The following is a 22,829-nucleotide window of genomic DNA, read 5'->3' on the forward strand; positions in this document are numbered from 1 at the left end:
TAAATTTTATAAAATGACTGGTTTACATACAAGCAGAGTGTAATTATTTGCATTAAGATACAAAAATATTTGCATTTAAATGCAAATAAATAATATAATAATCGTATATCAACCAAGATACTTCAAAATCATCAGATATTAAGGAGGGGTTACATGGATACTTATTTTGATTCAGTCATTGATAATTTAACTCGAAATGATTTGTATATTCTAGGCTTATTGAGCGATGAAGGGGCAGATTTAAAGTTTAAATCAATTAGGAAGAAAACCATTCAAGCAAAAACTCAGTTAACTGAAGCCACCTTTAGAAAGAGCATCGATCGTCTTGAGGCCTTGCAGTTTATTAATATAGTGAAAAATAGCAAAGAGCATACAGTTTTTATTACTCAATATGGACAAGAAGCTTTACGATATCAATTAGAAGGGGAGAGGGTTTAATGTTTGGATTTATTGGAGTTGGACAGGCCGGTGGAAGTGTAGCAGATGAAGCAATGAAGAGAGGATTTCATTCTGTTGCAATAAATTATTCACTTTCAGACCTTAATTCATTAATCAATATTCAAGATAAGCTTCATCTGGTAGGGACAGAAGGAGTAGGTAAAGACAGAAGCATAGCAGCGAAACATATGAAAAACAACTGGGAATCTTCAATTGAGTTTATAAAGAACACAATGGAAAAGCCTTCAGTACAGGTTATTTTCGTAGTTTTCTCTGCAGCTGGTGGAACCGGTTCAGGAGTAGCCCCTATATTATTAGAATTGTTAAACGAATGTCTTACACATAAAACAATAGTTGCTGTACCAATCCTTCCTGACAATAACGAGGTATTGGTTAACCAGATGAATACACTGGAGTTACTTGATGACTTATCTATGCCAGAGACCTGTGTCTTACCTTTGGATAATCAAATGGTTTTGAGCAAATATGAAGGGAAGCTTTCTGAGAGCAGACTATACAAGGAAACAAACAAAATGTTCCTGGATTTAATTGAAGTCTTACTCAATTACACGGACAGAGGTTCAAAGATCAGTACATTAGACAGGAAGGATTTAAATCAGCTTTTTGACACACCAGGAATCATGACTATTGCTCAAACAGACCTCAATGAATTTACAAATGAGGGTAAGTATTTTGATAAGTTGCATGATGATATACAAAAGTCGTGGAACAATTCGATTTTCACTTCTGTTGAGTTTACAAATGTGATGAGAGCTGGAGTTATTCTGGATGTTCATGAGTTCTTAACGGAGCATATATCGTATAATGAGCTGTTTAATGTCTTTGATAACAAGATGCCCCTAGACTTATTTAAAGGGCATTATGATAAAGGTAATAGGGCGATAACGATTCTTAGTGGATTAACCTGGATCAATGAGCGAATGAAGCAGTTAGATGATTTAATTGAAAATGGGAACACTGAAGTTAAAGAAACAACTGTTTATAAAGCGAAGAATCGCCGTAGAGAGGATTTATTTAAACCGAAGAAACTGGAGAACAAGGAATCGAAAAAGACCTCGTATATGGAGGCGCTGAAGAGACTAAAGCGCTAATTTTAAAGGGAAGCTGCCAATTAAGGTGGCTTTTTTATTTTGATTTTTTATGACCCCCTTAGTGTTCGTGAGCTAAAAAAGTACTTATCGTAAATGATTGTTGGAAAGGGTTATTTAGTTGATATAGCAATGATTTAGAGCTGTCAAAGGGGATAAAAGGTGGTTTGTGATCGTAAAACGTAGACAGGAGAGAGGAAAAGTGGACGTTGAGTTAAAAATTTGATGAAAAAGGGGAGAATAAGGGGTGGAAAAACATTGATATTATAGGCTTTTACGATAGCGATTACGATGTGAAAATAGGCTGAAAAATGGGAAAGTGAAAAAATAAGTTGGGTGTGGAAATGGAAGTGCTAGGGGTACATTTGTTCCTGTTTTTTGGCCTTTAGATGTTAATATACCCCCTATATATTGGTATTGAATTCCCTATATAAGATACGTTATGTAGGGTTTTTAAGATTTGGCTGATAAAATTGCAAACCTAACACAATTTCAAATGAAAAACAATATTTATTTTTTAAAAAATAATTAAGTGGTCAATTTAAAAGTGAATACCCATTCATTAAAAATAATCGTGTATATAACGAGAGGGAGCAAATCGAAGTCTTATTTTTATCTTATACATTTTCATCCGAACATCTATTTTATTTTCATTCTTAATATTCCTTCTCATCCTTCATCTCACTACATCCATCTATAGCATTGCTTACCCTCACACACATCACATATACTTTCAACCACACATCATCATATATCCATCCCATAACACAGTAACCATGCATCACAGAAGCATTCTAATGCACCTGGAATCAATTTTAAATTAATCATAGTATCATTGGGTATCCAATCCACATAAACGCCTCATACAGCCTATACACACATGAATAATAGTGCCAAAATAATTTAAAAAAATCCATTTTAAGAGTAAAAATAAAATGACTTTGAAGGAAAAATGTGCTATAATAGAGTTATAGGAAAGGAGGTGTACATAGTGCTTGAGAAAGTGGGTATAACAATTGCTTTCCTTATTCCTATCACGGTTTTAATCATCAACTGTTTAACGATAGCTGAGAAGATTCAAAACCTGATGAAGAATAAGAAAAGCAAAAAGAAAAAGCGTACACGCAAGCGCCTCCGTAGCAAGAGACAACGCAAACGTATACGCAGATAACACGCTAAAGGGGATTAATTCCCCTTTAGTCACTACCCATATTATAACATGGACAAGCACATTGTAAACATGAAACGATTCTCATTATGGTTTACGAACATAACATTTATTGTTTTATTCTTATTGTTCCTCTTCATCAAAGATTATTTCAGTAGCGGAATACAGTCGCTTATTACGGCTATCTTCATAGTAACGTGTATCATTGTCATTTTGTTATGGATCATTTACTTTGCTTTACGCAAGAAGATAAACAAATGTAACTAACAAAAATGTGTAAAAGAAAGGAAGACCATCAAATGAACATGAAAAATGTAGATCAAAATACAGAAGTCACTTTTACACTGTCAATTGGTTATGCAGGAGCAACTAGAGAAGAGACATTTAAACTCGAACACTTGGGATGGAATGGAGAAACGGGATCTGACTTAGTAAGGTTCCTTGATGATGCTCATGATGTTTGGCAGATAAACAATGTGGATACTGGGTGGTATATTGAGGGAGAAGAGGAATAATAAATTTTATCCTTTGGTAATCTCGCATTTACAATGGTGTTAAACATATTTTAATGACAAGGACAATTCATGAAGACGTTTAGTAATCAAATGATGTTAGCCTTAACAATAAAATGTCACACATAAAGGAGCGGTAAAACATTTATCCGTTCCTTTATTTTTAATATTAAAGGGGGAAGTCTATATTTATTATGAATAAAATTAAAATAATTGATTCGGTTATGGGGAGCGGTAAAACATCTGCAGCGATTAACAAAATGAATTCTGCCAGTAAAGAAGAAACCTTTATATTCATCACACCTTATTTAAATGAAGTTGAGCGCATAAAGAAAAGCATAAAGGGCAAACAATTTTTCGAACCTAAAGTAAAGAAGAAAGGTGATAAAACACAATATAAGTTTGAATCCTTTCACGAACTCTTATCACAGAATAAAAACATTGTGGCAACTCATAACCTTTTTAAAAACGCAAACGACGAGACAAAGGAACTTATACTTGCAGGCAATTACACACTGATATTAGATGAAGTCATGGAAGTAGTGGAACAATTACAGGTGAAGAAACATGATCTAACAACACTGTTTGATTCCAATTTGATTTATGTTGAAAACGGTTTTGTCAAATGGAATGAAGAAAAAAAAGACTATGAAACACGATACGATGACATTCGAGATATGGCGTTAAATAACAATCTAATGTATTTCAAAGACAATATATTGATTTGGAACTTTCCTGCCGACGTATTCCAGTTATTCAAGGAGGTTTACATACTTACATATATGTTTGATGCTCAAATACAAAAATATTACTACGATCTGAACAACATTAAGTATCAAAAGTACATTTCAGCTTACATGGATGGGCAGTATAGGTTCATTGATCACAGTACTGATTATGAAAGGATCTTTAAGAAAGAGTTAAGAAACAAAATAAAAATATATGAAGGTAATCTAAACACAATAGGACAACTGGAGTTTTCACTGTCTTCTAATTGGTATAAAAATAAATCACCTTACACAATCAAAAAGGTGAAGAACAATGTATTCAATTACTTTAATAATATTGTTAAGTCGTCAAGTGATGAAGCTATGTGGACGACTTATTCAGACCATAAGAACAGAATAAAGGGCAATGGGTATACAAAGGGATTTGTTTCATGTAATGCACGTGCAACAAATGAGTTTAAGCATAAGAAACACTTAGCATATACAATAAACAGATATACGAATACTGTTCTGTACAATTATTTTAAAGAAAAGTACAGTATTACAATAGACCAGGACGCATTTGCATTGTCTGAGTTAGTGCAATGGGTATGGAGATCTGCTATTAGGGATGGAGAAGAAATAACATTGTACATACCTTCTTTAAGAATGAGGAAGCTGCTCACAAACTGGCTCGATACCTGATAAAGAGGACAAACCTCTTAAACTTAAAAAATAAGCCAGTCATATCAAGGGTTTTAGAGCCTAAGTCTTAAGGAGAACCAGAAAAATAATTAAATAAAAAATAATAAATTCGTCCGTAAAGAAAGTGCCTTTACGGCCGTCTCGTTTCAGCAAGCTGAACCTCGATAATATGTTTTTCTTTTTTAGAATAAAAATAAAATAACTATTGAATATTTAAAGTGATCATGTTAAAATTAAATCAAGTCAAAGAATTACATACATTTAGAGTAAAAATAAAATAGTGATAAAGAATGGAGAGGTTGAAAATGACAGCTGTTTTAAGAATTAACGAAGAGTTAAACGGAATTGAACTTTATTTTGATAGTAAACCAGAACAAGAGGTTTTAACTCATCTTAAATCAAACGGTTTTCGATACTCTGGATTCAAAAAATGTTGGTGGAGCAAACGGACAGAAAAATCAATGCAGGTCGCTAATGGTGTCACTAAACAAGAAGTCTCATCTTCTAAAACAATCACTAAAACTAAAAAGAAAGCTAAGGGTGTAAAAATGGGTCTGTGGGATGCAACACAATGGAGTGAAGTAGAAGTAAATAAGGAACAAGAAGTAAAAGAAATGGCAAAGGAAATAAGAAAGCATATAAGACAACGTTTCCCACAATGCAAATTCTCTGTTACTACTGGGGGAAGCTATTTACATAGCACTATTAACATCACAATCAAATCAAGTCCATATGAAAAAGGGTCAGCTTATTTGACTGCGATTTATGGTTATTGCAACAGTCTTTTAAACAATTATCGCCATTGCTACAGCCCAGCAGATCCATACACTGATTACGCAGGTAGTTACAACTTTTATGGTCGTGTTTCATTAGATTGGGAATATACAGTGACAGAACAAACAGAAGAAATTAAAGAAGATATGACTCTGTTTGATTCAAAGATGGAAGAATTCAAAGAAGCCGAGAAAGCGAGAAAAGAAAAAGAACTGCAGGAATATTTAAAAGAACAAGAAATCAAAAATGCTGAATATAAGAGACGGCAAGAAGAAGAAAAGAAACAAGCCGAAAATATCTATAGCAGCATTGTAGTAAAACAACTGAATGAAGATCAAGAGTATTTTGTTATTGATGCACAGTTTGCCAACTTAAACAAAAATCAAACACTTGATCAATATAAAGATGAGGTTGCTAAAGGTGACTACAGATTTGAAAATGTGAAAATTACAAAAGAAGTACATTTCAATACTGAAGAAGCTTTAAACAACTTTTCTAACATGCTTTTAAATGATTTTGATTTTCTTGCGGAAACCGGTGGAAGCTTTACGGAGGACAACAGAATCAACTCAATGATTGATTATTACAATATGGACGATCTAGAAAAGAACACAGTCAAATGGAATTTATATGGCGTAGGAGTGTACTACGGCGGGAAATTGCAATTTATTTTAGACGCTCAAGGCCATTCTTATGCAAGGTATGTTGGTTTAGTGGACAATGCAAAAACTGAAAAGTCAATTTCTCATAAGCAAGCGTTAAAAGAAGGAGAATTAGAGGAGTTAAAATATCAAGCAGATATTTTGGAAGATATTTCAACTTCGGTAATTGAAGAATTAAATATACATAAAATCTGGAAAAAGGAAGACTGGAACAAATATAAATCTTTATTTAAAGAAAAGTTGAAGTTTAAAAGTTTGAAGTTGAAGAAAAAAATTATCCAACAAGTAGATATAGAAGAATTGAAAATTTCGTTATACAGAATTCTCCATGAAGTTGACAGCATCCAAGAACAATTTAAAAATGCTGATCTTGAAAAAGGTGAAAAATATACTCTGTTTCACATATCTGATCTTGGATCTTTAATTACTGAAAGAATAACATATGACAGTTACCGGCCAACTAAATATGCCCAATATGATAATGCAATCAAGTTGACATACCGTCCTGAAAGTAAAAGAAAATTATATTATCGTCACTTCTATTCAGAATTATTGATGTTCAAAGGGTGGCACTCGCTGCCCGAAACAGTATTGAATAATGTAGAGGTTGAACCAAATGGAATGAAAATAATTCATAGTAAGTACCACTCTTGCGACAAAAGACAATTCGATGAGGTTTTAGGTTATCTAAATAAAAAAAGCTTCAAACCAATAATCAACACATATAAGCCTAATCTATAAACTCATGAGGGGATGGGAGAACATCTCATTTCCTCACCAAAGGGGAAATTAAAATGTTTAAAGATAATCCGGATTTTTATCCGACACCACCACAGTTAATCCGAAAAATGACCTTTAAAGTAGAATGGAAGTACATCAACTCTGTTCTGGAGCCGTCAGCAGGTAAAGGAAACTTAGTAGAAGCCATTTACACTCAATTTAAAAATACTAGGAACTATAGAAGGAATACGAAGTATGACGTGGATACAATTGAACAAGATGAAAACTTACGACACATACTTAAAGGCAAAGATTACAGAGTGATTGCAGACGATTTTCTGACGTTTAACACATACAAGAGGTACGATTTGATTTTTATGAATCCACCTTTTAGCAACGGTGCTAAACACTTATTAAAGGCCATTGAGTTAATTGAGAAGCAACAAAGATCCGGCCAAATTGTTTGCTTGTTAAACGCCGAAACATTAAAAAATCCGTATTCAAATGACAGGAAATTTCTCATTCGTAAGCTAGAGGAAATAAATGCAGAAGTTGAATATGTTCAAAACGCTTTCCATAACTCCGAACGAAGCACCGAAGTACAAACAGCCCTAATTTACATAAGTATTGAAAAACAAGAATATAGCAGCGTTCTAATAGAAGAATTGAAAAAAGATGAATCTCATAGAATTAATGACGATTATAAAGCTACACAGTTAGTGAGTGCAGATTTTATAAAGGGAATTGTAGAACAATTCAATTATGAGATTAAAGCGGGTTTAAAATTAATCAATGAATACAACAGTTTGAAACCCTTAATGCTGCATAGATTCAATGAAGACAGTGCTCCAATATTGAAGCTGCAAATTGATAAGAATGCCGAAGAAAATGACATAGAGAATGCATATATAAAACAAATTAGGGCGAAGTATTGGAATACGTTATTTAACAATGATCAGTTTATGGGGCTCTTTACAAGCAACCTGAAACAAAAGTACTTGCAGCACGTTGAGGAATTAAAAGATTATGACTTTTCTTTGTTCAATATCTATACATTAAGAATTCAGATGAGCAAAGAGATGACACAGGGCGTAGAAGATACAATACTTAACCTTTTTGAAGAATTTAGCCACAAGCATTACTATGATGAATCATCAAAAAATGTGCACTTATATAATGGGTGGAAAACAAATAAATCATATAAAATTAATAAAAAAATAATTATTCCACTAAACGGGTATTGTAGTTGGCTAGATGGTCGGTATAATCCAACAGACTACAAGGTCTTAGAAAAGTTGAAGGATATCGAAAAAGTTTTCAATTACCTTGACAATGGGTTAACAGAAGACATAAACATAGATGAAACTTTAAAGCTAGCTGAGCATTACGGCGAAACGAAAAAAATAGAATTAAAGTACTTTTATGTCACTTTCTATAAAAAAGGGACATGTCACATTGAGTTTAAAGACAAGGAAATACTTAAGAAGTTCAATATTTTTGGCAGCCAAAAGAAAAACTGGCTTCCTCCTTCGTATGGCAAGGTAAAATATCAGGATATGACGGCAGAAGAAAAAGACGTAATAAATGATTTTGAGGGGGCACAATCTTACAGTGATACGGTAAATAACGCTTCTTATTATATCCTGGATACATCGAAGCTTGTCTTGCTTACATCATAACAAAATACATAATTTTATAATAAAAATAAAATAGTTATTGATTATTTAAAATAGTCATGCTATACTTAAATCAAGTTAAAACAACAGCGAAGTATACATATTTTAAGAATAAAAATAAAATAATGAAAAAAGGAGAGGTTGAAATGTTTGAAATTCCATGTAAAAAATGCGGTGGTAAAGGAGTAATCCCTTATTACAGACATATAAACGGTGGCGAATGCTTTGACTGTAGTGGGTCAGGAATCGAGGAAGTATCGAAAGAAGAATATGACGCATATTTAGAGAACGAGAAGTTCAAAAAAAGGGTGAAGGAAAAGGGAACTTTTGTTGTCTTCAATAAGACAACAGATGAGTTTGAATATTTCAACTCGTTGAAAGAAGTGACTGGAAAATATGGGAGATTGTATAGTTTTGTGAGAAAATACGCAGGTTATTCAGCATATTTCTGTAATAGTAACGAAGATTTAGTAATTAAAAAGTACTACGGTGACGATAGTTTCATACAAGATTTTAGAAAACAAGTGATAATTGATAAGAAAGACAAACTGAAAAAATGGATCAAAATGTTAAATGAATGGTTAAAAAAGGCGATTGAAAACAAAAAGTTTGCCAATGAAATTCCCGAATTGAAAAGCATGATTAAAGAAGCTGAACAAGAGTTAAAAGTGATAAGTTAAAGTCGTTTGGGTATATAAATCAACTTAGCTATACAGTGCCCTTTGCCGTCAAAGCAGGGGGCAGCTGTTTATTACAATATACTTTATGAAATGCATATTTTAAACAGAATGGTGGCGTAAATAAATGAAAAGATATACAGGTAAAACAATGCTGGCTATGGTCTTTGGTTGGGATAATAGCGACATGGCAGAGTGTCAATATAAATCGGGTAGAACTGATAGACCAGTATTCGTAATAAATGAAGATTACTATTGTGCTGTTAAGATAGGGCAGAAACCTGCAAAGAATTATGAAGGCATTGAATGGGATTGGGAGAAAGTAAAGTCTTCTTTCGCTGAGTCAAATGGTTGGCAAGTTTGGAAAGCAAAAGGTTGAAAAGTTAAACAGAATGGGGAGATTGAAATTGAAAAATGCAAACTTAATGATCCTAGAAGCTGAAAGAGACCAAGCCAAAAAACAATTAGCTAGTCAAATTAAAACAATAAAAAATATAATTTCGAATCTTGAAAGAAAAATAGAGAATAATGAAACGCTCTATTATGAAGATGGATTGCAGTCAAGTGGAGTATATCTAGATGCATACTTAAGTAAGCTAACAACCTATCAAAGAGCAATTGAACAGATGACCCTTGCTATGAAAGACTCCGAACAAAAAACGTGAAACACAGATATGATACAAGTGCTGCATAAGTGGACTTTAAGGAGAGTGAAAAAATTTGAGTGAGGAACAGGTGAAACAAGTTGTCAAAGAGAGTATCCGAGAAATGATTGAAGATGAGACAATTAAATTTGACGCGTATCTCAGAGGGCAGCAGGTAGAGTTATTAATCTTTTTTGACGGCGATCTCATTCAGCAGTCAGATTAACAAATAAGAATAGAACAACAATTTTATACAGGAGATGATGAAGTAATGGCAGTAATGAAAGAAGTGTCGGTGGAAGAATATGATTTATTTAAAAAATGGTATTTAAAGCATACCAATAGCAGGGTTTTAAAAACAAGGCATAGAGCAGGGTCTACCTCTGTTCTTGACAAGAAAACAAGAGAAACTGTTTGTAGTGAAAGTCATCGTCTAGGAAAGAGTAAATATTTAATTAAGCAAAATTATTACGATTTATATACGATTAGTGAGGAAGATTAGATGAGATTGAATTAAAGAAAGTAAATGGTATATTAAATAGCGTCTCACTTGAACTTTTGAAAGGCTCAAAAGAAAAAGATTCAGAAGTAATCGCAGTTCACTAGTCTTTATTAAAAGAAAGTCTTCCTTTTGGATATTTAGATTAGTGTCAATTCTGTATAAAACAGCAGTTTAATGTAACTTAATTAAAAAAGGGAGGGGTTGTATTGGGATATAGCAAAGATTTTGCAATCAATCTGGCAAATGAGAGAGCAAACAAACTTGGGTTTAAGCATTATGTCATTCATAATCCTAAAGATTATAGAGAAATTTTTGAAAATACAGGCTTTGTTGTGGAACAGACAGTAAATGAAAATGAAAAGACATCTGTTGTTTACGAAACAGAATGAAAAGGGGAGATAAAACAATGGATAACTTACTTATCACGTGTGAAGAGTGTGGATATAAATGGAATGGCGATGACTTTGATGAAGACTGTCCATCATGTGTAAGCGAAAATATCAAAGTTATTGGATGAAACGTTAGTATTCCAAAGTCTATTTTAAAAAAAACACCATTTCATGCTAAATGGGACACGGGCTGCCTACATGAACAGCCCTTGGCCATTAGCTCGCAATCTTCGTTTTGACTGGTTTGTTTTTCTTGATATTACGTAATTTAAGAGCGGGTTTTTCCACGATTCTGTACGAAAGAAATGCGATTGCAGCAGTGACAGCAATTAGAACTATGATCACCGGGTAATCAGACAGTGTTTTATTAATTCCGGTGTATAGGAAGACGTTGATAATCACCATGTGCCATATGAAAATCCCCATACTGATATCATCTAACCGGTTCAGTTGCCAAAATATTTTCGGCCCATTGTACCCGAACCAAATAATTGCATAGCTCAAAGGAATGAACCATAAAAAACTCCATAATGTGCTGTTTATTGAGCTGAGATATAGAAGGTCAAACTTAAAGAATAAAAATAAAATAATAGAACAGAAAAATAAAACGATATGCTGCGGAAACTTGCTCCATGCCTTAGCCCAGAAGATGCCCAAAGTGAAATAAAACATCTGCGGCAGGAAAGAATGTAAGTACAGGTTTCCGAAAACACTGCCAGGGGCGAACTTTAAAATTATGAAAGAGACTAACACACTGAAAGCTGCAGCAGCAAAAGAGCAAAGAATCATTTTTTGGAATCCGAAACGTTTATAAAACCAATAAATTGCAGGTAACACAAGGTAAAAGCTAATCTGAACAGGAATTGTCCAAAGTGAATCGTTAAGGCGACCTGTGCCAATATGTTGGAATATGTCAGGGAAGTATTGAGGGTATAGCACAAGATTGCTCAGAAGCCATATCCAGTACTCTTTAACAGTGAATACTGAGAATGAAAGAGCTCCTAGAACAATTAACAGGATGGTGGAGACAATAGCATAGGTGTAAATTGCGGGTGCGATCCTGATAATACGGCTCCAATAAAAATCCGTTACATTATTTCCTTTAAGCTTGGATCTCTCATAAGAAGTGAAAAGAAAAAATGCGCTTAGAAAAAAGAAGATTGATATGCCGGCGTGAAACATTGCTTTACTCTCTGGAGTATAACCAAAGACAGAAATGTTTAAATCTCTTGTAGCATGACCAATAAGCACACAAAGAGCAGCAAACAGCCTGATAACAAAGAAACAGTTAGAATGTTTTACGTTCATCAAAAGAACCTCTTTCCTATACCATATGGCGAATAAGCAGTAAGGCTGCCTATAAGCAGTGATGATTATATCATAAAAATGGAAGATTTGTTCTTAAAAATGAACTAAAATAAATATTTTTGTTCTCAATAAGGTATATTCGTGTGATATATGGAAATGTAGATACTTATAAATACACGTAGATATTCATAGATACATATATATCTAGCTATATCATGAAGAATAAAGACAAAGAAGAAGTTTCATTTTCTAGGCTAAGTGTCGATATTAACCATGGAAAAGAAGCATTAAGGACAAATGTATAAAAATATAATGGGATGGTTTTTAAGATGCAATTATTTTAATTGCAGCCAGAAGGCGTTAAAAATTAGGAGTTTTAAAAAAGGAATAAATATAAAATAATAGGTTGACTATTTAAAGTGTTCGGTGTATACTTAATTTACAAGATAAAAATAAAATTATCGAATGGAGCAGTTAACATGACAAAATATAAACTTTTCTATGGTGTGGGCGGTTCAATTAACGATATCACAAGAGATGAAGAAGCTTTTGATTTTGACAGTTATGACGAGGCTATTAATATTGCCAGGCAGCAAGCCTTTGAAGCTTTTGAAGATTACGAAGTGATTTGCAGAGTATTAAGTGTTGAAGAAAGAATGCAGCAAGAAGGTTTAACGGAAGAAGTAGCCATTGCAGAGTACGAAGAAGATGTTGAGTCTTTTATTGAATATGGCGCAGAGGAAGTAGAATAAAAAATCTCAATGATGACATCATAATATAGACCGCCCCCTTTTTGGATGTAGTATAATTTGGAAGAAGGGGGTAGGGGAAATGAAGAAGTTAATTGTACTGACTTTAATTTGCGCTGGGTTCATATCGTGTTTCACGACACCAAGCGCTGAGGCGAAGCTTACATTAGACTACAAAAATGTGAATTTTCACATGGCTGAGGATTCAGAGAGCTTTTCCATGGCAGATTATTTTGATCGGAATTATGATCGCACTTGGCTCTTCTACAAATTCACAATTAGCAATGCAGAAGGGTGTACTCTAAATATGAAAATCAGTAGGATAACTCTTGCTGGCTGGGTATTCCCACGTAGTGAGAAGCAGTTTGTAGGGAACTATGCTGACTATACTGCTACAGATCGAGTAGAGGGGGATGCAAATCGTAATCATGTGTTAGAGATTACAAAGAATCCAGGCTGCGAAGACGTGTGGATTAAAGGTATTTATGGATTTGAACATGAAGATTCATTTGATTGGTAAGCTTAATACATAGTCAAGGTATATCCTTGACCTTTTTTATGCATATGATGATAATTTAAAGTGATCATACATAATGAATGTGGGGTAGTTAAATTGATTAAATCAAATCTAAAGCCGATATTAGACGAAAGGAATATCAGTATTCGAAAGCTGTCCAATGATATTGACCATGGTTTCAACACAGTTAGAAAGCTGTATCATGACGAAATGGAGCGGTATCCAAGGGATCTGTTAGATAAAGTCTGTACATATTTAGACATTGAGTTGCATGAGCTGTTGATATACAAAAAAGATTAAAAAGATATTGATCACTTTAAGTGATCATGGTATACTAAAGTTACAAAAAAAGTAAGGAAATGAAAATTTTCGAGGTTAAGTTAAAGCGCACATTACAACAAAAGGAGAGAGAATATATGAAGGATTATTCAGTAAAATTTTACGATCAGGACTATATGCTATTAGCCGATATAATTAAAGCCGAAAGTTTGGAAGACCTAAAAGTGAGCGCGGATAGTAAAGCAAAAACCTTGATGGATGAGAATGGAGTTAATGAGATCACTTGGACTGCAAGTGAGGTTGTACTTGAAGGGAAGGTTATGGAGTAGGAATACAAACTTAATTAGAGGAGGAAAGACCATGATAAAGCAAGAAGAAATCATCTTAATGGAAGCACTTCTAAGAGATGTGAGGGGTAACTGGTCAGATGAAATCATCTCCAGATTGACAGAGGTAAATCGGATTGCAAAGAGTTACAATTTTGAAGCAATAGAGGAAGAAACTCGTGCAATTATAGATTCAGAAAAGGCAGGAAACAATAGGAATTTTGATGGGAGATGTTTTATATCAGACTATAAATCAGGCGGTTATGAAGGCTTGAGCGAATTTTATGGAGGAGACGGCAATTTTAAATTGAAAGGCAGATCAAAAGAATTTTTGCAAAAAGTGGATGAGCTGATGACAAATGACTGGCTTATCTTTCCGGATTTTGACGAATATATTAAATGCAATGTTTAAATAAAATCATTCTTTCATCTTAATTAATAAAGGAGAGTACATAATGTATAGATTCATATCAGAGCTGAATTTAGACGACTCGACAATTCAAAGGATGGATAAATCCCAAAGCTTTAAATACATCGGTGGTTTTTATATGTATGATCCCCAGCAAATCGAATGGCCAATCCCAGAAGGAGAATCATCTTCGCTCAGTGATTTAGCCCATTTAAGTTTTAATTCTTATGACTGTGAAAACCAAATGATCGCGGATATGAAAAGGGAATTCACTGAAGAAAAGTTGTTAAATATTTTTAATTCTGAGTGTCCAGAAACAGCTTTTAATGACGCTGCTTCAAGAATCATTGAAAAATATAATTAAGGTGGGTTTTAATTGGCTAGAGATAAAGAATGGGTTAAAATAAGCGAACTTTCTGAAGAAGAAAAACAAAGCTTGACTGCCGGTACTGCAGTTCTGCTGCATGATAATTACTATAATGGGTCGTCAGAAAAAGCTTCCTTGATAAGAAAAAAAGGTTCTCAAGGAAGACTAGAAGACAAGTATTACGAATTGAACGGTCAAATGGTTAGAATTCTTTTCGGAAGCAGAATCTTAAAAGTCCCTTCTTCTTTATTATCTGTTCCAGTTGCAATCGACAGGGAACAGGAAGTCGAACTAAATCTTTCACCAGTCCAAATTGTTAAAGTTATGAAGTCATTAGAACTGTTACTAGACTTAGACAAGGAAGAATTTAAATTTAATCGAGAAGAGATTGTCCTATTATTGGAGCAGCTAAGTAAGAATCTAGATAGTAATGGTATTGATCCTAACAGAGTAATGAACGAGCTGTTTTCAAGGATTGATTAAGTTGAAATGAAACCAGTCTTTTAACCAGTTATGTAAGTCAGGTTGAGTCAGGAATACTTTTTTGAAGGGTTAGATATCAAATGACGATGCTAATAGCGGTTAAATTCGACAATAGCATAGTAATGACTGCTGACAAAAGAGTGACTACTACAAATAGCTTGGGCCGAATTTTAAAAGTGGAATCAGATGAATATAAGAAAATAAAAATTATTAATAAGAAGTACGTAATTTCTTTTGCAGGTAGAATGTTTATTGCAGAAAAAGCTTTTGATTTTATTGATCAAAAAAGCGATATTTTGAACAGTAATATTGATCCACTCTTATTTTTTAGAGAAGCTTTTAATTACGGAAAATCATGGTTTGAAGCATATTATTCTGGTATTAACCCACTTTCCGTATTTTTTGTTGGATATATTAAACCAGACGAAAGACCACAATTGTTGGGGTTTTCATCAGATGATAATTACCTTGGATTAGAAATCGATTCAAGTATTAAAATTAATTCTAACTCCCCTGATCACGAAGACATGCTTATAAGCGAAACTGTTAATTTTATTTCAACAGAAATGTCAAACCGTCATGCCTATCATGCAAATGAAAGACTTTTAGAGATTTATTCGGAGGCAATAAAAAGAACCAATGATCCAATGATCGGAAAAACAACTTACTCTGTTATCTTAACTTCTACAGGTGCCGAAGAATACCATCATTAATGTAAAACAGCACGTAAAAATTATAATTAAGTGAGGAGAATGTAAATGATCAAGGTTTATACAAGAGGTCATAAGATACCAGAAAAGATTAAATCTTGCATCTCTGAATGGGATTATTGGTCTTGGATTGTAGTTACCAATATTGCAAAGAGGAACAAGGATGCGAAACGACTCATAGAGAAGATTGAAGCTGATCCAGACAGGATTGCGGAATATAAAACTGAAGACGGAATTGAAGTATATGTAAGCTACATGATTCCAGTGAAATAAAAAAGAGCACTTAAATGCTCTTCTTCATACCACACCTACGACACTCACGTAAAAACACACCACTTTTCACTGAACTCTTGAATAAAGCATAATCACAGTTGTCGCAGCGTCCATATTTAACATCGGGATACTCCTTATAATCATATACAACTGTTACATCGTAGCCATTAGTCTCAAAATCTTTCTCTTCCATTAAATTTCACCTACACAAAGTATTTAACACTACTATAATACCAGACGATGTATATAAGGAGGGCTTTAATTTGATTGGAATAGCATATTTCTTAATACTCTGGCTTGGTGTAGGCTTTCTGACAGGATTTAAGGCCTTATTTGTTGATCAGGTTTATGATGAAGAGTTTAAGCAGGAACTGATTGATTCATTTTCACCAGGTATGGAGCAGAATATGATTGAACTGTTCTTTAAGAATAAAATAAATATCATGGTGTTTTACATATTAATTGGATTGCTGCCATTGGCCATAAAAATTGCTGGTCTGCTAAAGAGGAGTTAGCTATGCCGGTTATCGATACCTTTTTTGTTATTCAATTTGAAAATGATGATTACTTCAACTCATTTAAATTAGATGGAAGTGGTTATAAGACATCTAAGGAGCTTCATGGCGCTTCTAAGTTCACTACAATGTCAGAAGCTTTAGTGATCGCAAACGAGTTGCATACAGAGTTTAAAGCAACCTCTGCCATAAGACAAATTGAAGTTATTACTAGGTGAGGAGTGTTCAGGTGTACTGGATTGAATGGATTGAGGATGGGGAGAAGAAAAGTATTGTTGCGGATGGCTGGGTTGAATGGGCCGCAATCCTGGAAGACCTTTATCAGCAGCGATTTGAGTATGTTGAATGGAAGAGAATTTAAAAAACAGAAGTCTAAATAAAATTAATGTAAAGGGAGAAGGTTTTAGAATGGAAGAATTAAATCATTATAGAAAATGCCTTAGTGTGAATTACGAATCCATTATTTTATTGGTAGCAACCCCAAAAGGGAAATATCCTTCAAAAAGTGTTGATTTAAAAACAAAAGAATTTGTTAATGAGATATTATATAAAGAGTATTACATTGATATTTATGAAAAAGGTAAAAAAGAAATTCTTCAGGATACAGCGTTTAAGCTTTTTACATTGCCATTAATCGGAGATTCATTTGATCACAAAGTAAATAAGACTGTTGCGAATAGCAGGGCATCTGAAGATAAAGTTGAGGCATTTTTTGTATTACAAAGTATTAATAAAGAATTTCAAGAAAACAATTCAAATATCAGCATAGATAAAGCAATAAAGAGAGGAGAAGAGAGTGCTAAACTCTTTTTAAATTGTTACCCATTAGGTACACATGATGTTTCCGTGATACCGGTTGAAAGAGGGAACGAAGGGGTAGAGCTATTACTTGACATGAAGTTTAAAGATAATGCCTCTGAGTACTATTTTGATTTCACATATTTTGGCGGTTGATGGACATGGATGAAACATTTATCAATAATCTAAATAAGAACAAATTTGATAATGAAGAGTTTAAAAATGGTTTTAGAGCAGGAGCTGAATACAAAGATCAAATGGAAAAACGGATACGCGATCTTGAATCAGTGTTGCTTGAGTTTATTGGGTATGAAGACGAGTGGCTACTGACAAAAACGGGCTTAAATAAACGTACCAGGTCAGTCTTAGTTGACATGATTATTGATCAGCGTCACCTTCTTCGCACTCTCTATAACAAATTAGACGAAGAAACAAAAAAGAAGTTAAAAAGTGAAATTGAAATGTGTATTTGGCCTGGTGATAAGGAGCAATAAAGATAAACTCGGACTAAATATCTTTAAGGCACAGTAAGGATTCTTATTGTGCCGGTTCATATAAAATACGAATTTTAAACAGATAAGTATTCCTTAAAAAATAATTAGAATAAAAATAAAATAAATACTTGTAATTCTGACAACTCTAATGTATATTATAAACAAGGGAACATTAGTTGGGAAGGGGTGGAGTAACCAATGAATCTTAAGCAGATGATTAAGAATGAATGTGAAAAAGACAACCAACTCGCAGCGAAACTCTCAAAAATAGCAGGGTACGAAAAGGTTAATGGTTTTTACAAATTCATCAACACCCCAGAGAAAGAAATGGACAACTTAGGCGGTTTAATTAATATTGTTAAAAGCTTGTTTCCTGATAATGAGGAGCAGCTTCTAAGTGATTACTTCTTATCACTGGATCCCAACAAAAAATGTGCCAGACAATCTGTTGAATACTCAGATATTAATCAATGGGATACGTTAACAGACAAGATAGTTTCAAGGCTATCTACCTCAAAAAACCTAGCAAGTCAAGAATGGGGCAATACATACAGTATACATAGAAGATTGAGCGAAAGTAAGATAAGTTTAACTGATGCAATAAGAGCAACCGGAAAGTGTAAAACAGATGAAATGTTGTTTTTCTCAAATGCTATGCTGATGTATGAGTATTTGAAGGTAGGCGAGTTTGGATTGATGAAAAGCACATTATCACTTCTCAATTTCAACGATTTACCCGAAGGCTTTGTGAAAGATTGCTATATGAATAGAATATCATTATTAAATGCAAATATTCATTTAAATGATAATGAAATTGAAAAATCTAGGTATTATTCAGAACAAGTTATTCAAAATTCAAATATAAATCGCCTAAAAGTATTTGGGCATTTAACATATGGAAATACTTTAATTTTTGAAAGCTACTCTAAAGCAAAAGAGCAGTATCTTAAAGGATTGGAATTTGCGCGTGATAATGAACATCATAAATATAAGTTACGATTAGCACTTTGCTTTTTAAGCAACGTTTGGAATAAGGATAATAAATGGCTTGATTTCGACACTGATAATATCCCTGATAAGATTGAGGTAGCATATTACTATACTAATAATAAGGAATTTAATAAAGCAGAGAAAGTAATAAATGAGCTTGAAAATATGGAATTGTATGAATATGATTCTGGAATTCTAGATTACGTAAAGGGGATTCTATATCAAAATAAGAATTATTTTTATGAAAGCACTGCAAAGTTGAAAAAATCTGGTGATAAATTATTTATCAATCTTCCATTAGCGGAGCTAAGGAAAATGGGTTGCGATGAAAAATTACTTGAATTAATCATGGTCTAAAATTGAAGGGGGGTGAATTAAATGAAAAATATTGTTCTTGGAGTTGTAATCTTGTTAGCAATGGCTGTTGGATTTGTTGCCGGACAACAATCAATTGAGACAGCATCAGTAGACCATGTAGACCAGCCTGTAAAAGTTGCATCACCAAGCCGTGGGGCTTAACTTCAAAGATAATACATAACTTGGCTAGACGTTTGATCCATTGGATCAGGCGTCTTTTCTAATTTTAAGAGAATGTTCCAGAAATTCATAATATAAAAAACAAGAACATGGAGGAATTAAAATGAAAAAGCATTTCGGACAATCACTTTCTTATGAGGATATGGCCAAAGGTTACGAAGAAATGGCAGCTATTAATCTTGTAATTTCCCAGGAAGACAATCATCTTGAAAATGAAGCAGAAATGATTAGATCAAAATATAAAGCAAAGGTATCCTAATGAAGATTAAAGACAAATCAGCAGACATTTTAACACATACATAGGGGATGTGTTATTTGTCGTGAATAAAAATAAAATAAATTATTGCATATTATTATGGTAACATATATAATGAAGTTACAAGATGAACGTTGTTGGGAGATGAAACAATGGAAACTACCAGTGCCACTCAAAAAGAAGAGTTGAAGATTACATCATTAAGACAATATCAATACATAAAACAACTAAAGAACTTCACACGAGTCAATCTCCACCTAGAGGATCCAGATGTGTTTACACCTAATAATGTAACTACAATGAGAAAAAATCATAAAGAATACAACCTCATTAAAGAACAAAAAAATTCTATAAAATGCATTTAAGGAGTAAAAATAAAATGGATAATAAATATTATACAGAAGAAAACAAGGCTAAAGTTTGGAAAAAGCATATGATCGTTTTAAAGTTTCTAGAGCAGCCTGAGATAGCAGTAGCTTATAATGAGTTCCTACGAAGAGAAGCAACAAGTGATGAATGGGTTGGGTTCGAAGAAGAGCTGTATGAGGAATTGACGGGGATGCCAATTATAAACGTCTGCAAGGACGAGAGGGTAAATGTCCTAAACTGAATTTAATTATAGGATAAAAATAAATTAGGTGTGATAAAATGAATACAGACATCTTAATTAACGCTCTTAAAGAATACGACATGTTAAAGCAAATGGAAATCTGTAACGCCAATATAATGCTGCTGAGTAATATTCAAGGTGAAAATGAATGGATTGTTGCATGGAAAGAATTTGATCAATACTTAATGAAAAAAATGATATGAGGTGTCATTATGGAAGCTCAAAAGAAAGCGTCAACACTAAGGGATTATTCAATATACAACAACATAAATAGGTGGTTTGATGAATTAGATTTAAGAAACAGGGATCAAGAAACTGGAGAAATTGAAAAGTCTAATACTAGAGCCACGTATGAAAGGCATATAAGGGAGTTTTTCAACCACTATGCTGCCAAGGATATTGAATATTTAACTGAGAGTGACCTGGCGATTAAGAAGAGTGACCTGTATGATTATCGAACCCATTTGGCTAAAAATAAAAGCAACTCCAATTCAACAATTAACAATAAGATTGCAGCACTGAAAAGTATGATTAAGTACCTTGAATCTGAACATGAGTGTGATGCATCTGTATTTAATTTTAGGCCTCTTCCAACAGAAAAGAACCCAGCAGGTTCTTTTGAAGGAATATCTGAAGCTGATGAATTTGCTGAGGTAGCGTATGCTACTGAGCGTCAGAACAGATTAATGAAAAAGATGTTTATTTTGTTTAGTGCACGCACTGGAGGGCGTAAATCAGAGGTGCTTAGAGTTGGGTGGGATGATATTACTTATTCAGAAAAGCACCAATGTTATCTCGTCAACTTTAAAAAAACTAAGCAAAAAAAGGCTAGGCCAGTTGGAATTTCCACAGCTTTTTATGAAGAGTTGTTGCTGTTAAAGCAAGAGTATGGGGAACATGAACTGTTATTTCATAAGTTAACAGTTGATTCAATACAGGATATGTGGAATCGCGTATGTAGAGTTATGGGTATTCCCAAAGAAAGAAAGATAACTCCGCATAGTTTACGCAATACTGCAACAAACTTTTCTTACAGCGTTAATGGTGATATTAAAAAAGTGGCAGCTTTCTCTGGTCACAGCAATATCAATGTTTTGAATGATCATTATTTAAACAATGAAAGGGATTATTCTCAAGATCCAGGGGTTTTGGTTGATCAAAAAGAAGACATGTCCTTTTTAGATGAAGTTACCTTAGAGCAATATAAAGAATTCTTTTTAAGATCAGACATGTATATACAGAATAAACTTAAAATGTTTTTGAACAAGTGATACAAATAATCATATAAAAGCTTTACTTGCTTATGAAAATAATGATAAATTTAATATGATTATGTGAGGTGATAATGTGTCTGAAGTTTTGTTGACAACGGATAAACTTTATAAGTTAAAAACTGAAATAGAGGAAAATCTTAATGATATTAAAAATGATCCCAATATGGTGAAGGAATTAAAAGCCACAATGGCGGACAAATACAAGGCACTCCCTGGTTATATCCAAGAAATTTTAAATAATAATGATAACAACGTACAGCGTTTAAACGAAAAAGAAGTGTACATTGTTTCAAAAGAGATGTATTCAATTCTTGGGACGCAAGCCTTAGATCCGTCAAATTATTTTCCAACCAGATTGGCAAAAGAGCTTGAAGGTGGGAGGGTATTCGCCGGTGAAGAAGTAGTTAAGCTCCCATACAAGTTTAAAAATGTGATTAAAATTAAAGAGGATAACTATGTCACTTCCATTACTGCCAAAGAACTGAGTGAGTTATATAATAGCTCCATCCTGCAGTACAATTACAACACTCAGCGTGAAGGAAAGTACATTAAGGGTAGCCTTATTCCTGTACCTAAAACAAACCCTAAATCAGTTGATGAGATCAAAGAATTGTTTATTAAAGGCGATTTAATTGTATCAATGTTAACTTTTAACGCTCGTCTTGGAACATCTGATGGTGATGAAGAAGTTGAATATGATCCAAGCGACCAATCCCTCACTGTAACACGAGGAACCTTATTAGATGCTCTTGATGGATATCATCGAATTTCAGGTATTGTTAAGGCCATTGCTGAAGTCCCTGAATTAGATCAACCATTCATTTTAAATGTGCTCAATTACGATGAAGAAAAGGCCAAGGTTCACTTTGCTCAAATGAATACCATAAACCCAGTTGAAAAATCCAGAATTGAAGAATTGGGACAAAAACGGTATTCTTCAACCGTTGTCGAGCAGCTGAAATTTAAAAGTGAACTTAAAAATAAAATAAGCCCACAAAGTGAAATTGGTATCGATAGCAATTTTCTTGTGACATATTATACTTTATCGGAAGCTATAGACGATGCATTTGAGTTGAAATCTCGAAAAGATGCGTTGAAAATTGCGAAATACCTGGTAGACTTTTTCGATAACCTTTTTTATGCCTTCCCAGATGAATTTCTTGAAGACGATTTATCGTCCATTAGAAAGCAATCATACATTAATCATAACGTAATGTTTTACGGTTATGTTTATTTGGCCAAGAAGATGAA

The 22,829-nt window shown here is 33.5% G+C and carries 37 protein-coding genes; 35 read left to right on the forward strand and 2 right to left on the reverse strand.

Annotated elements, in window-relative coordinates; translation table 11 throughout:
• Positions 1-153: 153 nt before the first annotated feature.
• From ACWJJ4_RS09330 to ACWJJ4_RS09390, 13 genes are all read left to right on the forward strand, one after another.
• Entirely contained in the window at positions 154-438 is a 285-nt protein-coding gene (locus tag ACWJJ4_RS09330; RefSeq protein ID WP_038458716.1) for a hypothetical protein, read from the forward strand.
• Positions 438-1,550: a tubulin-like doman-containing protein gene (locus ACWJJ4_RS09335; protein WP_454021601.1), complete on the forward strand. Its 1,113-nt coding sequence runs from the start codon at positions 438-440 to the stop codon at positions 1,548-1,550. The genes ACWJJ4_RS09330 and ACWJJ4_RS09335 overlap by 1 nt, the downstream gene beginning before the upstream one ends.
• 949 nt (positions 1,551-2,499) lie before the next feature.
• Positions 2,500-2,718, forward strand: coding sequence for a type I TA system toxin YonT (yonT, locus tag ACWJJ4_RS09340; RefSeq protein ID WP_391509901.1), 219 nt, complete (start codon positions 2,500-2,502; stop codon positions 2,716-2,718).
• A 296-nt stretch (positions 2,719-3,014) separates the two neighbouring features.
• Positions 3,015-3,230: a DUF7167 family protein gene (locus tag ACWJJ4_RS09345; protein ID WP_264818718.1), complete on the forward strand. Its 216-nt coding sequence runs from the start codon at positions 3,015-3,017 to the stop codon at positions 3,228-3,230.
• Positions 3,231-3,421: 191 nt separating this feature from the next.
• Positions 3,422-4,639 (forward strand): hypothetical protein, encoded by a 1,218-nt coding sequence (locus ACWJJ4_RS09350; protein WP_454021602.1) that lies wholly within the window; start codon positions 3,422-3,424, stop codon positions 4,637-4,639.
• A 305-nt stretch (positions 4,640-4,944) separates the two neighbouring features.
• Complete coding sequence (locus ACWJJ4_RS09355) at positions 4,945-6,816, forward strand: LPD29 domain-containing protein (RefSeq protein WP_454021603.1); 1,872 nt, start codon at positions 4,945-4,947, stop codon at positions 6,814-6,816.
• A 53-nt stretch (positions 6,817-6,869) separates the two neighbouring features.
• A complete protein-coding gene (locus ACWJJ4_RS09360; protein WP_454021604.1) occupies positions 6,870-8,474 on the forward strand; it encodes a DNA N-6-adenine-methyltransferase in 1,605 nt (534 codons plus the stop codon).
• A gap of 143 nt (positions 8,475-8,617) precedes the next feature.
• The gene (locus tag ACWJJ4_RS09365) at positions 8,618-9,151 is read left to right on the forward strand and encodes a hypothetical protein (RefSeq protein WP_454021605.1); all 534 of its coding nucleotides are present in this window, start codon (positions 8,618-8,620) and stop codon (positions 9,149-9,151) included.
• A gap of 124 nt (positions 9,152-9,275) precedes the next feature.
• Complete coding sequence (locus ACWJJ4_RS09370) at positions 9,276-9,527, forward strand: hypothetical protein (RefSeq protein WP_059293792.1); 252 nt, start codon at positions 9,276-9,278, stop codon at positions 9,525-9,527.
• Positions 9,528-9,555: 28 nt separating this feature from the next.
• Complete coding sequence (locus ACWJJ4_RS09375) at positions 9,556-9,813, forward strand: hypothetical protein (RefSeq protein WP_454021606.1); 258 nt, start codon at positions 9,556-9,558, stop codon at positions 9,811-9,813.
• A gap of 55 nt (positions 9,814-9,868) precedes the next feature.
• On the forward strand, positions 9,869-10,018 hold the full coding sequence (locus tag ACWJJ4_RS09380) for a hypothetical protein (RefSeq protein ID WP_160228951.1): 150 nt from the start codon (positions 9,869-9,871) through the stop codon (positions 10,016-10,018).
• A gap of 45 nt (positions 10,019-10,063) precedes the next feature.
• Positions 10,064-10,294 carry a hypothetical protein gene (locus ACWJJ4_RS09385; protein ID WP_160228949.1) on the forward strand — a complete coding sequence of 77 codons (231 nt, stop codon included), beginning with the start codon at positions 10,064-10,066 and terminating at the stop codon, positions 10,292-10,294.
• 206 nt (positions 10,295-10,500) lie between these two features.
• Entirely contained in the window at positions 10,501-10,683 is a 183-nt protein-coding gene (locus ACWJJ4_RS09390; RefSeq protein WP_160228947.1) for a hypothetical protein, read from the forward strand.
• Between the two features lie 216 nt (positions 10,684-10,899).
• Here the strand turns inward: ACWJJ4_RS09390 and ACWJJ4_RS09395 are convergent, their stop codons facing one another.
• Positions 10,900-11,991: an acyltransferase family protein gene (locus ACWJJ4_RS09395; protein ID WP_454021607.1), complete on the reverse strand. Its 1,092-nt coding sequence runs from the start codon at positions 11,989-11,991 to the stop codon at positions 10,900-10,902.
• Between the two features lie 479 nt (positions 11,992-12,470).
• Here ACWJJ4_RS09395 and ACWJJ4_RS09400 point away from each other — a divergent pair, with 479 nt between their 5' ends.
• The 9 genes from ACWJJ4_RS09400 to ACWJJ4_RS09440 all read left to right on the forward strand — a co-directional run bounded on the left by ACWJJ4_RS09400 (position 12,471) and on the right by ACWJJ4_RS09440 (position 16,104).
• Positions 12,471-12,743: a hypothetical protein gene (locus tag ACWJJ4_RS09400; protein ID WP_060964978.1), complete on the forward strand. Its 273-nt coding sequence runs from the start codon at positions 12,471-12,473 to the stop codon at positions 12,741-12,743.
• 79 nt (positions 12,744-12,822) lie between these two features.
• Positions 12,823-13,260 (forward strand): hypothetical protein, encoded by a 438-nt coding sequence (locus tag ACWJJ4_RS09405; RefSeq protein ID WP_454021608.1) that lies wholly within the window; start codon positions 12,823-12,825, stop codon positions 13,258-13,260.
• 93 nt (positions 13,261-13,353) lie between these two features.
• Entirely contained in the window at positions 13,354-13,557 is a 204-nt protein-coding gene (locus ACWJJ4_RS09410) for a helix-turn-helix domain-containing protein (protein ID WP_014470137.1), read from the forward strand.
• A 116-nt stretch (positions 13,558-13,673) separates the two neighbouring features.
• Entirely contained in the window at positions 13,674-13,865 is a 192-nt protein-coding gene (locus ACWJJ4_RS09415; protein ID WP_014470138.1) for a hypothetical protein, read from the forward strand.
• Between the two features lie 31 nt (positions 13,866-13,896).
• Positions 13,897-14,274, forward strand: a complete 378-nt coding sequence (locus ACWJJ4_RS09420) for a hypothetical protein (RefSeq protein WP_014470139.1) — start codon at positions 13,897-13,899, stop codon at positions 14,272-14,274.
• A 43-nt stretch (positions 14,275-14,317) separates the two neighbouring features.
• Positions 14,318-14,635 carry a hypothetical protein gene (locus ACWJJ4_RS09425; protein ID WP_079005073.1) on the forward strand — a complete coding sequence of 106 codons (318 nt, stop codon included), beginning with the start codon at positions 14,318-14,320 and terminating at the stop codon, positions 14,633-14,635.
• Positions 14,636-14,647: 12 nt separating this feature from the next.
• Entirely contained in the window at positions 14,648-15,121 is a 474-nt protein-coding gene (locus ACWJJ4_RS09430; RefSeq protein ID WP_079005074.1) for a hypothetical protein, read from the forward strand.
• A gap of 80 nt (positions 15,122-15,201) precedes the next feature.
• Positions 15,202-15,834, forward strand: a complete 633-nt coding sequence (locus ACWJJ4_RS09435; RefSeq protein ID WP_182077795.1) for a hypothetical protein — start codon at positions 15,202-15,204, stop codon at positions 15,832-15,834.
• Positions 15,835-15,879: 45 nt separating this feature from the next.
• Positions 15,880-16,104 (forward strand): hypothetical protein, encoded by a 225-nt coding sequence (locus ACWJJ4_RS09440; protein WP_182077796.1) that lies wholly within the window; start codon positions 15,880-15,882, stop codon positions 16,102-16,104.
• A gap of 10 nt (positions 16,105-16,114) precedes the next feature.
• Here ACWJJ4_RS09440 and ACWJJ4_RS09445 read toward each other — a convergent pair whose 3' ends face one another.
• Positions 16,115-16,297 carry a hypothetical protein gene (locus ACWJJ4_RS09445; protein WP_014417903.1) on the reverse strand — a complete coding sequence of 61 codons (183 nt, stop codon included), beginning with the start codon at positions 16,295-16,297 and terminating at the stop codon, positions 16,115-16,117.
• 70 nt (positions 16,298-16,367) lie between these two features.
• Between ACWJJ4_RS09445 and ACWJJ4_RS09450 the strand changes: the two genes are divergently transcribed.
• The 13 genes from ACWJJ4_RS09450 to ACWJJ4_RS09510 all read left to right on the forward strand — a co-directional run.
• Entirely contained in the window at positions 16,368-16,619 is a 252-nt protein-coding gene (locus ACWJJ4_RS09450) for a hypothetical protein (protein WP_014470146.1), read from the forward strand.
• A 2-nt stretch (positions 16,620-16,621) separates the two neighbouring features.
• Positions 16,622-16,837 carry a hypothetical protein gene (locus ACWJJ4_RS09455; RefSeq protein WP_182077797.1) on the forward strand — a complete coding sequence of 72 codons (216 nt, stop codon included), beginning with the start codon at positions 16,622-16,624 and terminating at the stop codon, positions 16,835-16,837.
• An 11-nt stretch (positions 16,838-16,848) separates the two neighbouring features.
• The gene (locus tag ACWJJ4_RS09460; RefSeq protein ID WP_094295810.1) at positions 16,849-16,980 is read left to right on the forward strand and encodes a hypothetical protein; all 132 of its coding nucleotides are present in this window, start codon (positions 16,849-16,851) and stop codon (positions 16,978-16,980) included.
• Positions 16,965-17,573, forward strand: coding sequence for a hypothetical protein (locus ACWJJ4_RS09465; protein WP_182077798.1), 609 nt, complete (start codon positions 16,965-16,967; stop codon positions 17,571-17,573). Before ACWJJ4_RS09460 ends, ACWJJ4_RS09465 begins: the two co-directional genes overlap by 16 nt.
• A 5-nt stretch (positions 17,574-17,578) precedes the next feature.
• A complete protein-coding gene (locus ACWJJ4_RS09470; protein WP_353575066.1) occupies positions 17,579-17,911 on the forward strand; it encodes a hypothetical protein in 333 nt (110 codons plus the stop codon).
• Positions 17,912-18,109: 198 nt separating this feature from the next.
• Complete coding sequence (locus ACWJJ4_RS09475; protein WP_077722285.1) at positions 18,110-19,258, forward strand: AimR family lysis-lysogeny pheromone receptor; 1,149 nt, start codon at positions 18,110-18,112, stop codon at positions 19,256-19,258.
• 21 nt (positions 19,259-19,279) lie between these two features.
• Positions 19,280-19,420 (forward strand): lysogeny pheromone AimP family peptide, encoded by a 141-nt coding sequence (locus ACWJJ4_RS09480; protein ID WP_124692917.1) that lies wholly within the window; start codon positions 19,280-19,282, stop codon positions 19,418-19,420.
• A 121-nt stretch (positions 19,421-19,541) separates the two neighbouring features.
• Positions 19,542-19,697 (forward strand): hypothetical protein, encoded by a 156-nt coding sequence (locus tag ACWJJ4_RS09485; RefSeq protein ID WP_014472001.1) that lies wholly within the window; start codon positions 19,542-19,544, stop codon positions 19,695-19,697.
• Positions 19,698-19,846: 149 nt separating this feature from the next.
• Positions 19,847-20,059: a hypothetical protein gene (locus tag ACWJJ4_RS09490; RefSeq protein WP_014472000.1), complete on the forward strand. Its 213-nt coding sequence runs from the start codon at positions 19,847-19,849 to the stop codon at positions 20,057-20,059.
• Positions 20,060-20,073: 14 nt separating this feature from the next.
• Entirely contained in the window at positions 20,074-20,304 is a 231-nt protein-coding gene (locus ACWJJ4_RS09495) for a hypothetical protein (RefSeq protein ID WP_077722286.1), read from the forward strand.
• Between the two features lie 38 nt (positions 20,305-20,342).
• Positions 20,343-20,507 (forward strand): hypothetical protein, encoded by a 165-nt coding sequence (locus tag ACWJJ4_RS09500; RefSeq protein ID WP_021493556.1) that lies wholly within the window; start codon positions 20,343-20,345, stop codon positions 20,505-20,507.
• A 9-nt stretch (positions 20,508-20,516) separates the two neighbouring features.
• Complete coding sequence (locus ACWJJ4_RS09505) at positions 20,517-21,575, forward strand: tyrosine-type recombinase/integrase (RefSeq protein WP_160228934.1); 1,059 nt, start codon at positions 20,517-20,519, stop codon at positions 21,573-21,575.
• Positions 21,576-21,651: 76 nt separating this feature from the next.
• Positions 21,652-22,829 (forward strand): DNA sulfur modification protein DndB (locus ACWJJ4_RS09510; protein ID WP_454021609.1); only part of this gene is annotated, 1,178 nt, incomplete at its 3' end.

The sequence above is a fragment of the Bacillus sp. JK62 genome, assembly GCF_053663455.1.

Coding starts and splice junctions, on each gene's coding strand:
- ACWJJ4_RS09330 (WP_038458716.1), top strand. CDS start 154: ATGGATACTTATTTTGATTCAGTCATTGATAATTTAACTCGAAATGAT.
- ACWJJ4_RS09335 (WP_454021601.1), top strand. CDS start 438: ATGTTTGGATTTATTGGAGTTGGACAGGCCGGTGGAAGTGTAGCAGAT.
- yonT (WP_391509901.1), top strand. CDS start 2,500: ATGTGCTATAATAGAGTTATAGGAAAGGAGGTGTACATAGTGCTTGAG.
- ACWJJ4_RS09345 (WP_264818718.1), top strand. CDS start 3,015: ATGAACATGAAAAATGTAGATCAAAATACAGAAGTCACTTTTACACTG.
- ACWJJ4_RS09350 (WP_454021602.1), top strand. CDS start 3,422: ATGAATAAAATTAAAATAATTGATTCGGTTATGGGGAGCGGTAAAACA.
- ACWJJ4_RS09355 (WP_454021603.1), top strand. CDS start 4,945: ATGACAGCTGTTTTAAGAATTAACGAAGAGTTAAACGGAATTGAACTT.
- ACWJJ4_RS09360 (WP_454021604.1), top strand. CDS start 6,870: ATGTTTAAAGATAATCCGGATTTTTATCCGACACCACCACAGTTAATC.
- ACWJJ4_RS09365 (WP_454021605.1), top strand. CDS start 8,618: ATGTTTGAAATTCCATGTAAAAAATGCGGTGGTAAAGGAGTAATCCCT.
- ACWJJ4_RS09370 (WP_059293792.1), top strand. CDS start 9,276: ATGAAAAGATATACAGGTAAAACAATGCTGGCTATGGTCTTTGGTTGG.
- ACWJJ4_RS09385 (WP_160228949.1), top strand. CDS start 10,064: ATGGCAGTAATGAAAGAAGTGTCGGTGGAAGAATATGATTTATTTAAA.
- ACWJJ4_RS09395 (WP_454021607.1), bottom strand. CDS start 11,991: ATGAACGTAAAACATTCTAACTGTTTCTTTGTTATCAGGCTGTTTGCT.
- ACWJJ4_RS09400 (WP_060964978.1), top strand. CDS start 12,471: ATGACAAAATATAAACTTTTCTATGGTGTGGGCGGTTCAATTAACGAT.
- ACWJJ4_RS09405 (WP_454021608.1), top strand. CDS start 12,823: ATGAAGAAGTTAATTGTACTGACTTTAATTTGCGCTGGGTTCATATCG.
- ACWJJ4_RS09415 (WP_014470138.1), top strand. CDS start 13,674: ATGAAGGATTATTCAGTAAAATTTTACGATCAGGACTATATGCTATTA.
- ACWJJ4_RS09420 (WP_014470139.1), top strand. CDS start 13,897: ATGATAAAGCAAGAAGAAATCATCTTAATGGAAGCACTTCTAAGAGAT.
- ACWJJ4_RS09425 (WP_079005073.1), top strand. CDS start 14,318: ATGTATAGATTCATATCAGAGCTGAATTTAGACGACTCGACAATTCAA.
- ACWJJ4_RS09435 (WP_182077795.1), top strand. CDS start 15,202: ATGACGATGCTAATAGCGGTTAAATTCGACAATAGCATAGTAATGACT.
- ACWJJ4_RS09440 (WP_182077796.1), top strand. CDS start 15,880: ATGATCAAGGTTTATACAAGAGGTCATAAGATACCAGAAAAGATTAAA.
- ACWJJ4_RS09445 (WP_014417903.1), bottom strand. CDS start 16,297: ATGGAAGAGAAAGATTTTGAGACTAATGGCTACGATGTAACAGTTGTA.
- ACWJJ4_RS09455 (WP_182077797.1), top strand. CDS start 16,622: ATGCCGGTTATCGATACCTTTTTTGTTATTCAATTTGAAAATGATGAT.
- ACWJJ4_RS09465 (WP_182077798.1), top strand. CDS start 16,965: ATGGAAGAGAATTTAAAAAACAGAAGTCTAAATAAAATTAATGTAAAG.
- ACWJJ4_RS09470 (WP_353575066.1), top strand. CDS start 17,579: ATGGATGAAACATTTATCAATAATCTAAATAAGAACAAATTTGATAAT.
- ACWJJ4_RS09475 (WP_077722285.1), top strand. CDS start 18,110: ATGAATCTTAAGCAGATGATTAAGAATGAATGTGAAAAAGACAACCAA.
- ACWJJ4_RS09480 (WP_124692917.1), top strand. CDS start 19,280: ATGAAAAATATTGTTCTTGGAGTTGTAATCTTGTTAGCAATGGCTGTT.
- ACWJJ4_RS09485 (WP_014472001.1), top strand. CDS start 19,542: ATGAAAAAGCATTTCGGACAATCACTTTCTTATGAGGATATGGCCAAA.
- ACWJJ4_RS09490 (WP_014472000.1), top strand. CDS start 19,847: ATGGAAACTACCAGTGCCACTCAAAAAGAAGAGTTGAAGATTACATCA.
- ACWJJ4_RS09495 (WP_077722286.1), top strand. CDS start 20,074: ATGGATAATAAATATTATACAGAAGAAAACAAGGCTAAAGTTTGGAAA.
- ACWJJ4_RS09500 (WP_021493556.1), top strand. CDS start 20,343: ATGAATACAGACATCTTAATTAACGCTCTTAAAGAATACGACATGTTA.
- ACWJJ4_RS09505 (WP_160228934.1), top strand. CDS start 20,517: ATGGAAGCTCAAAAGAAAGCGTCAACACTAAGGGATTATTCAATATAC.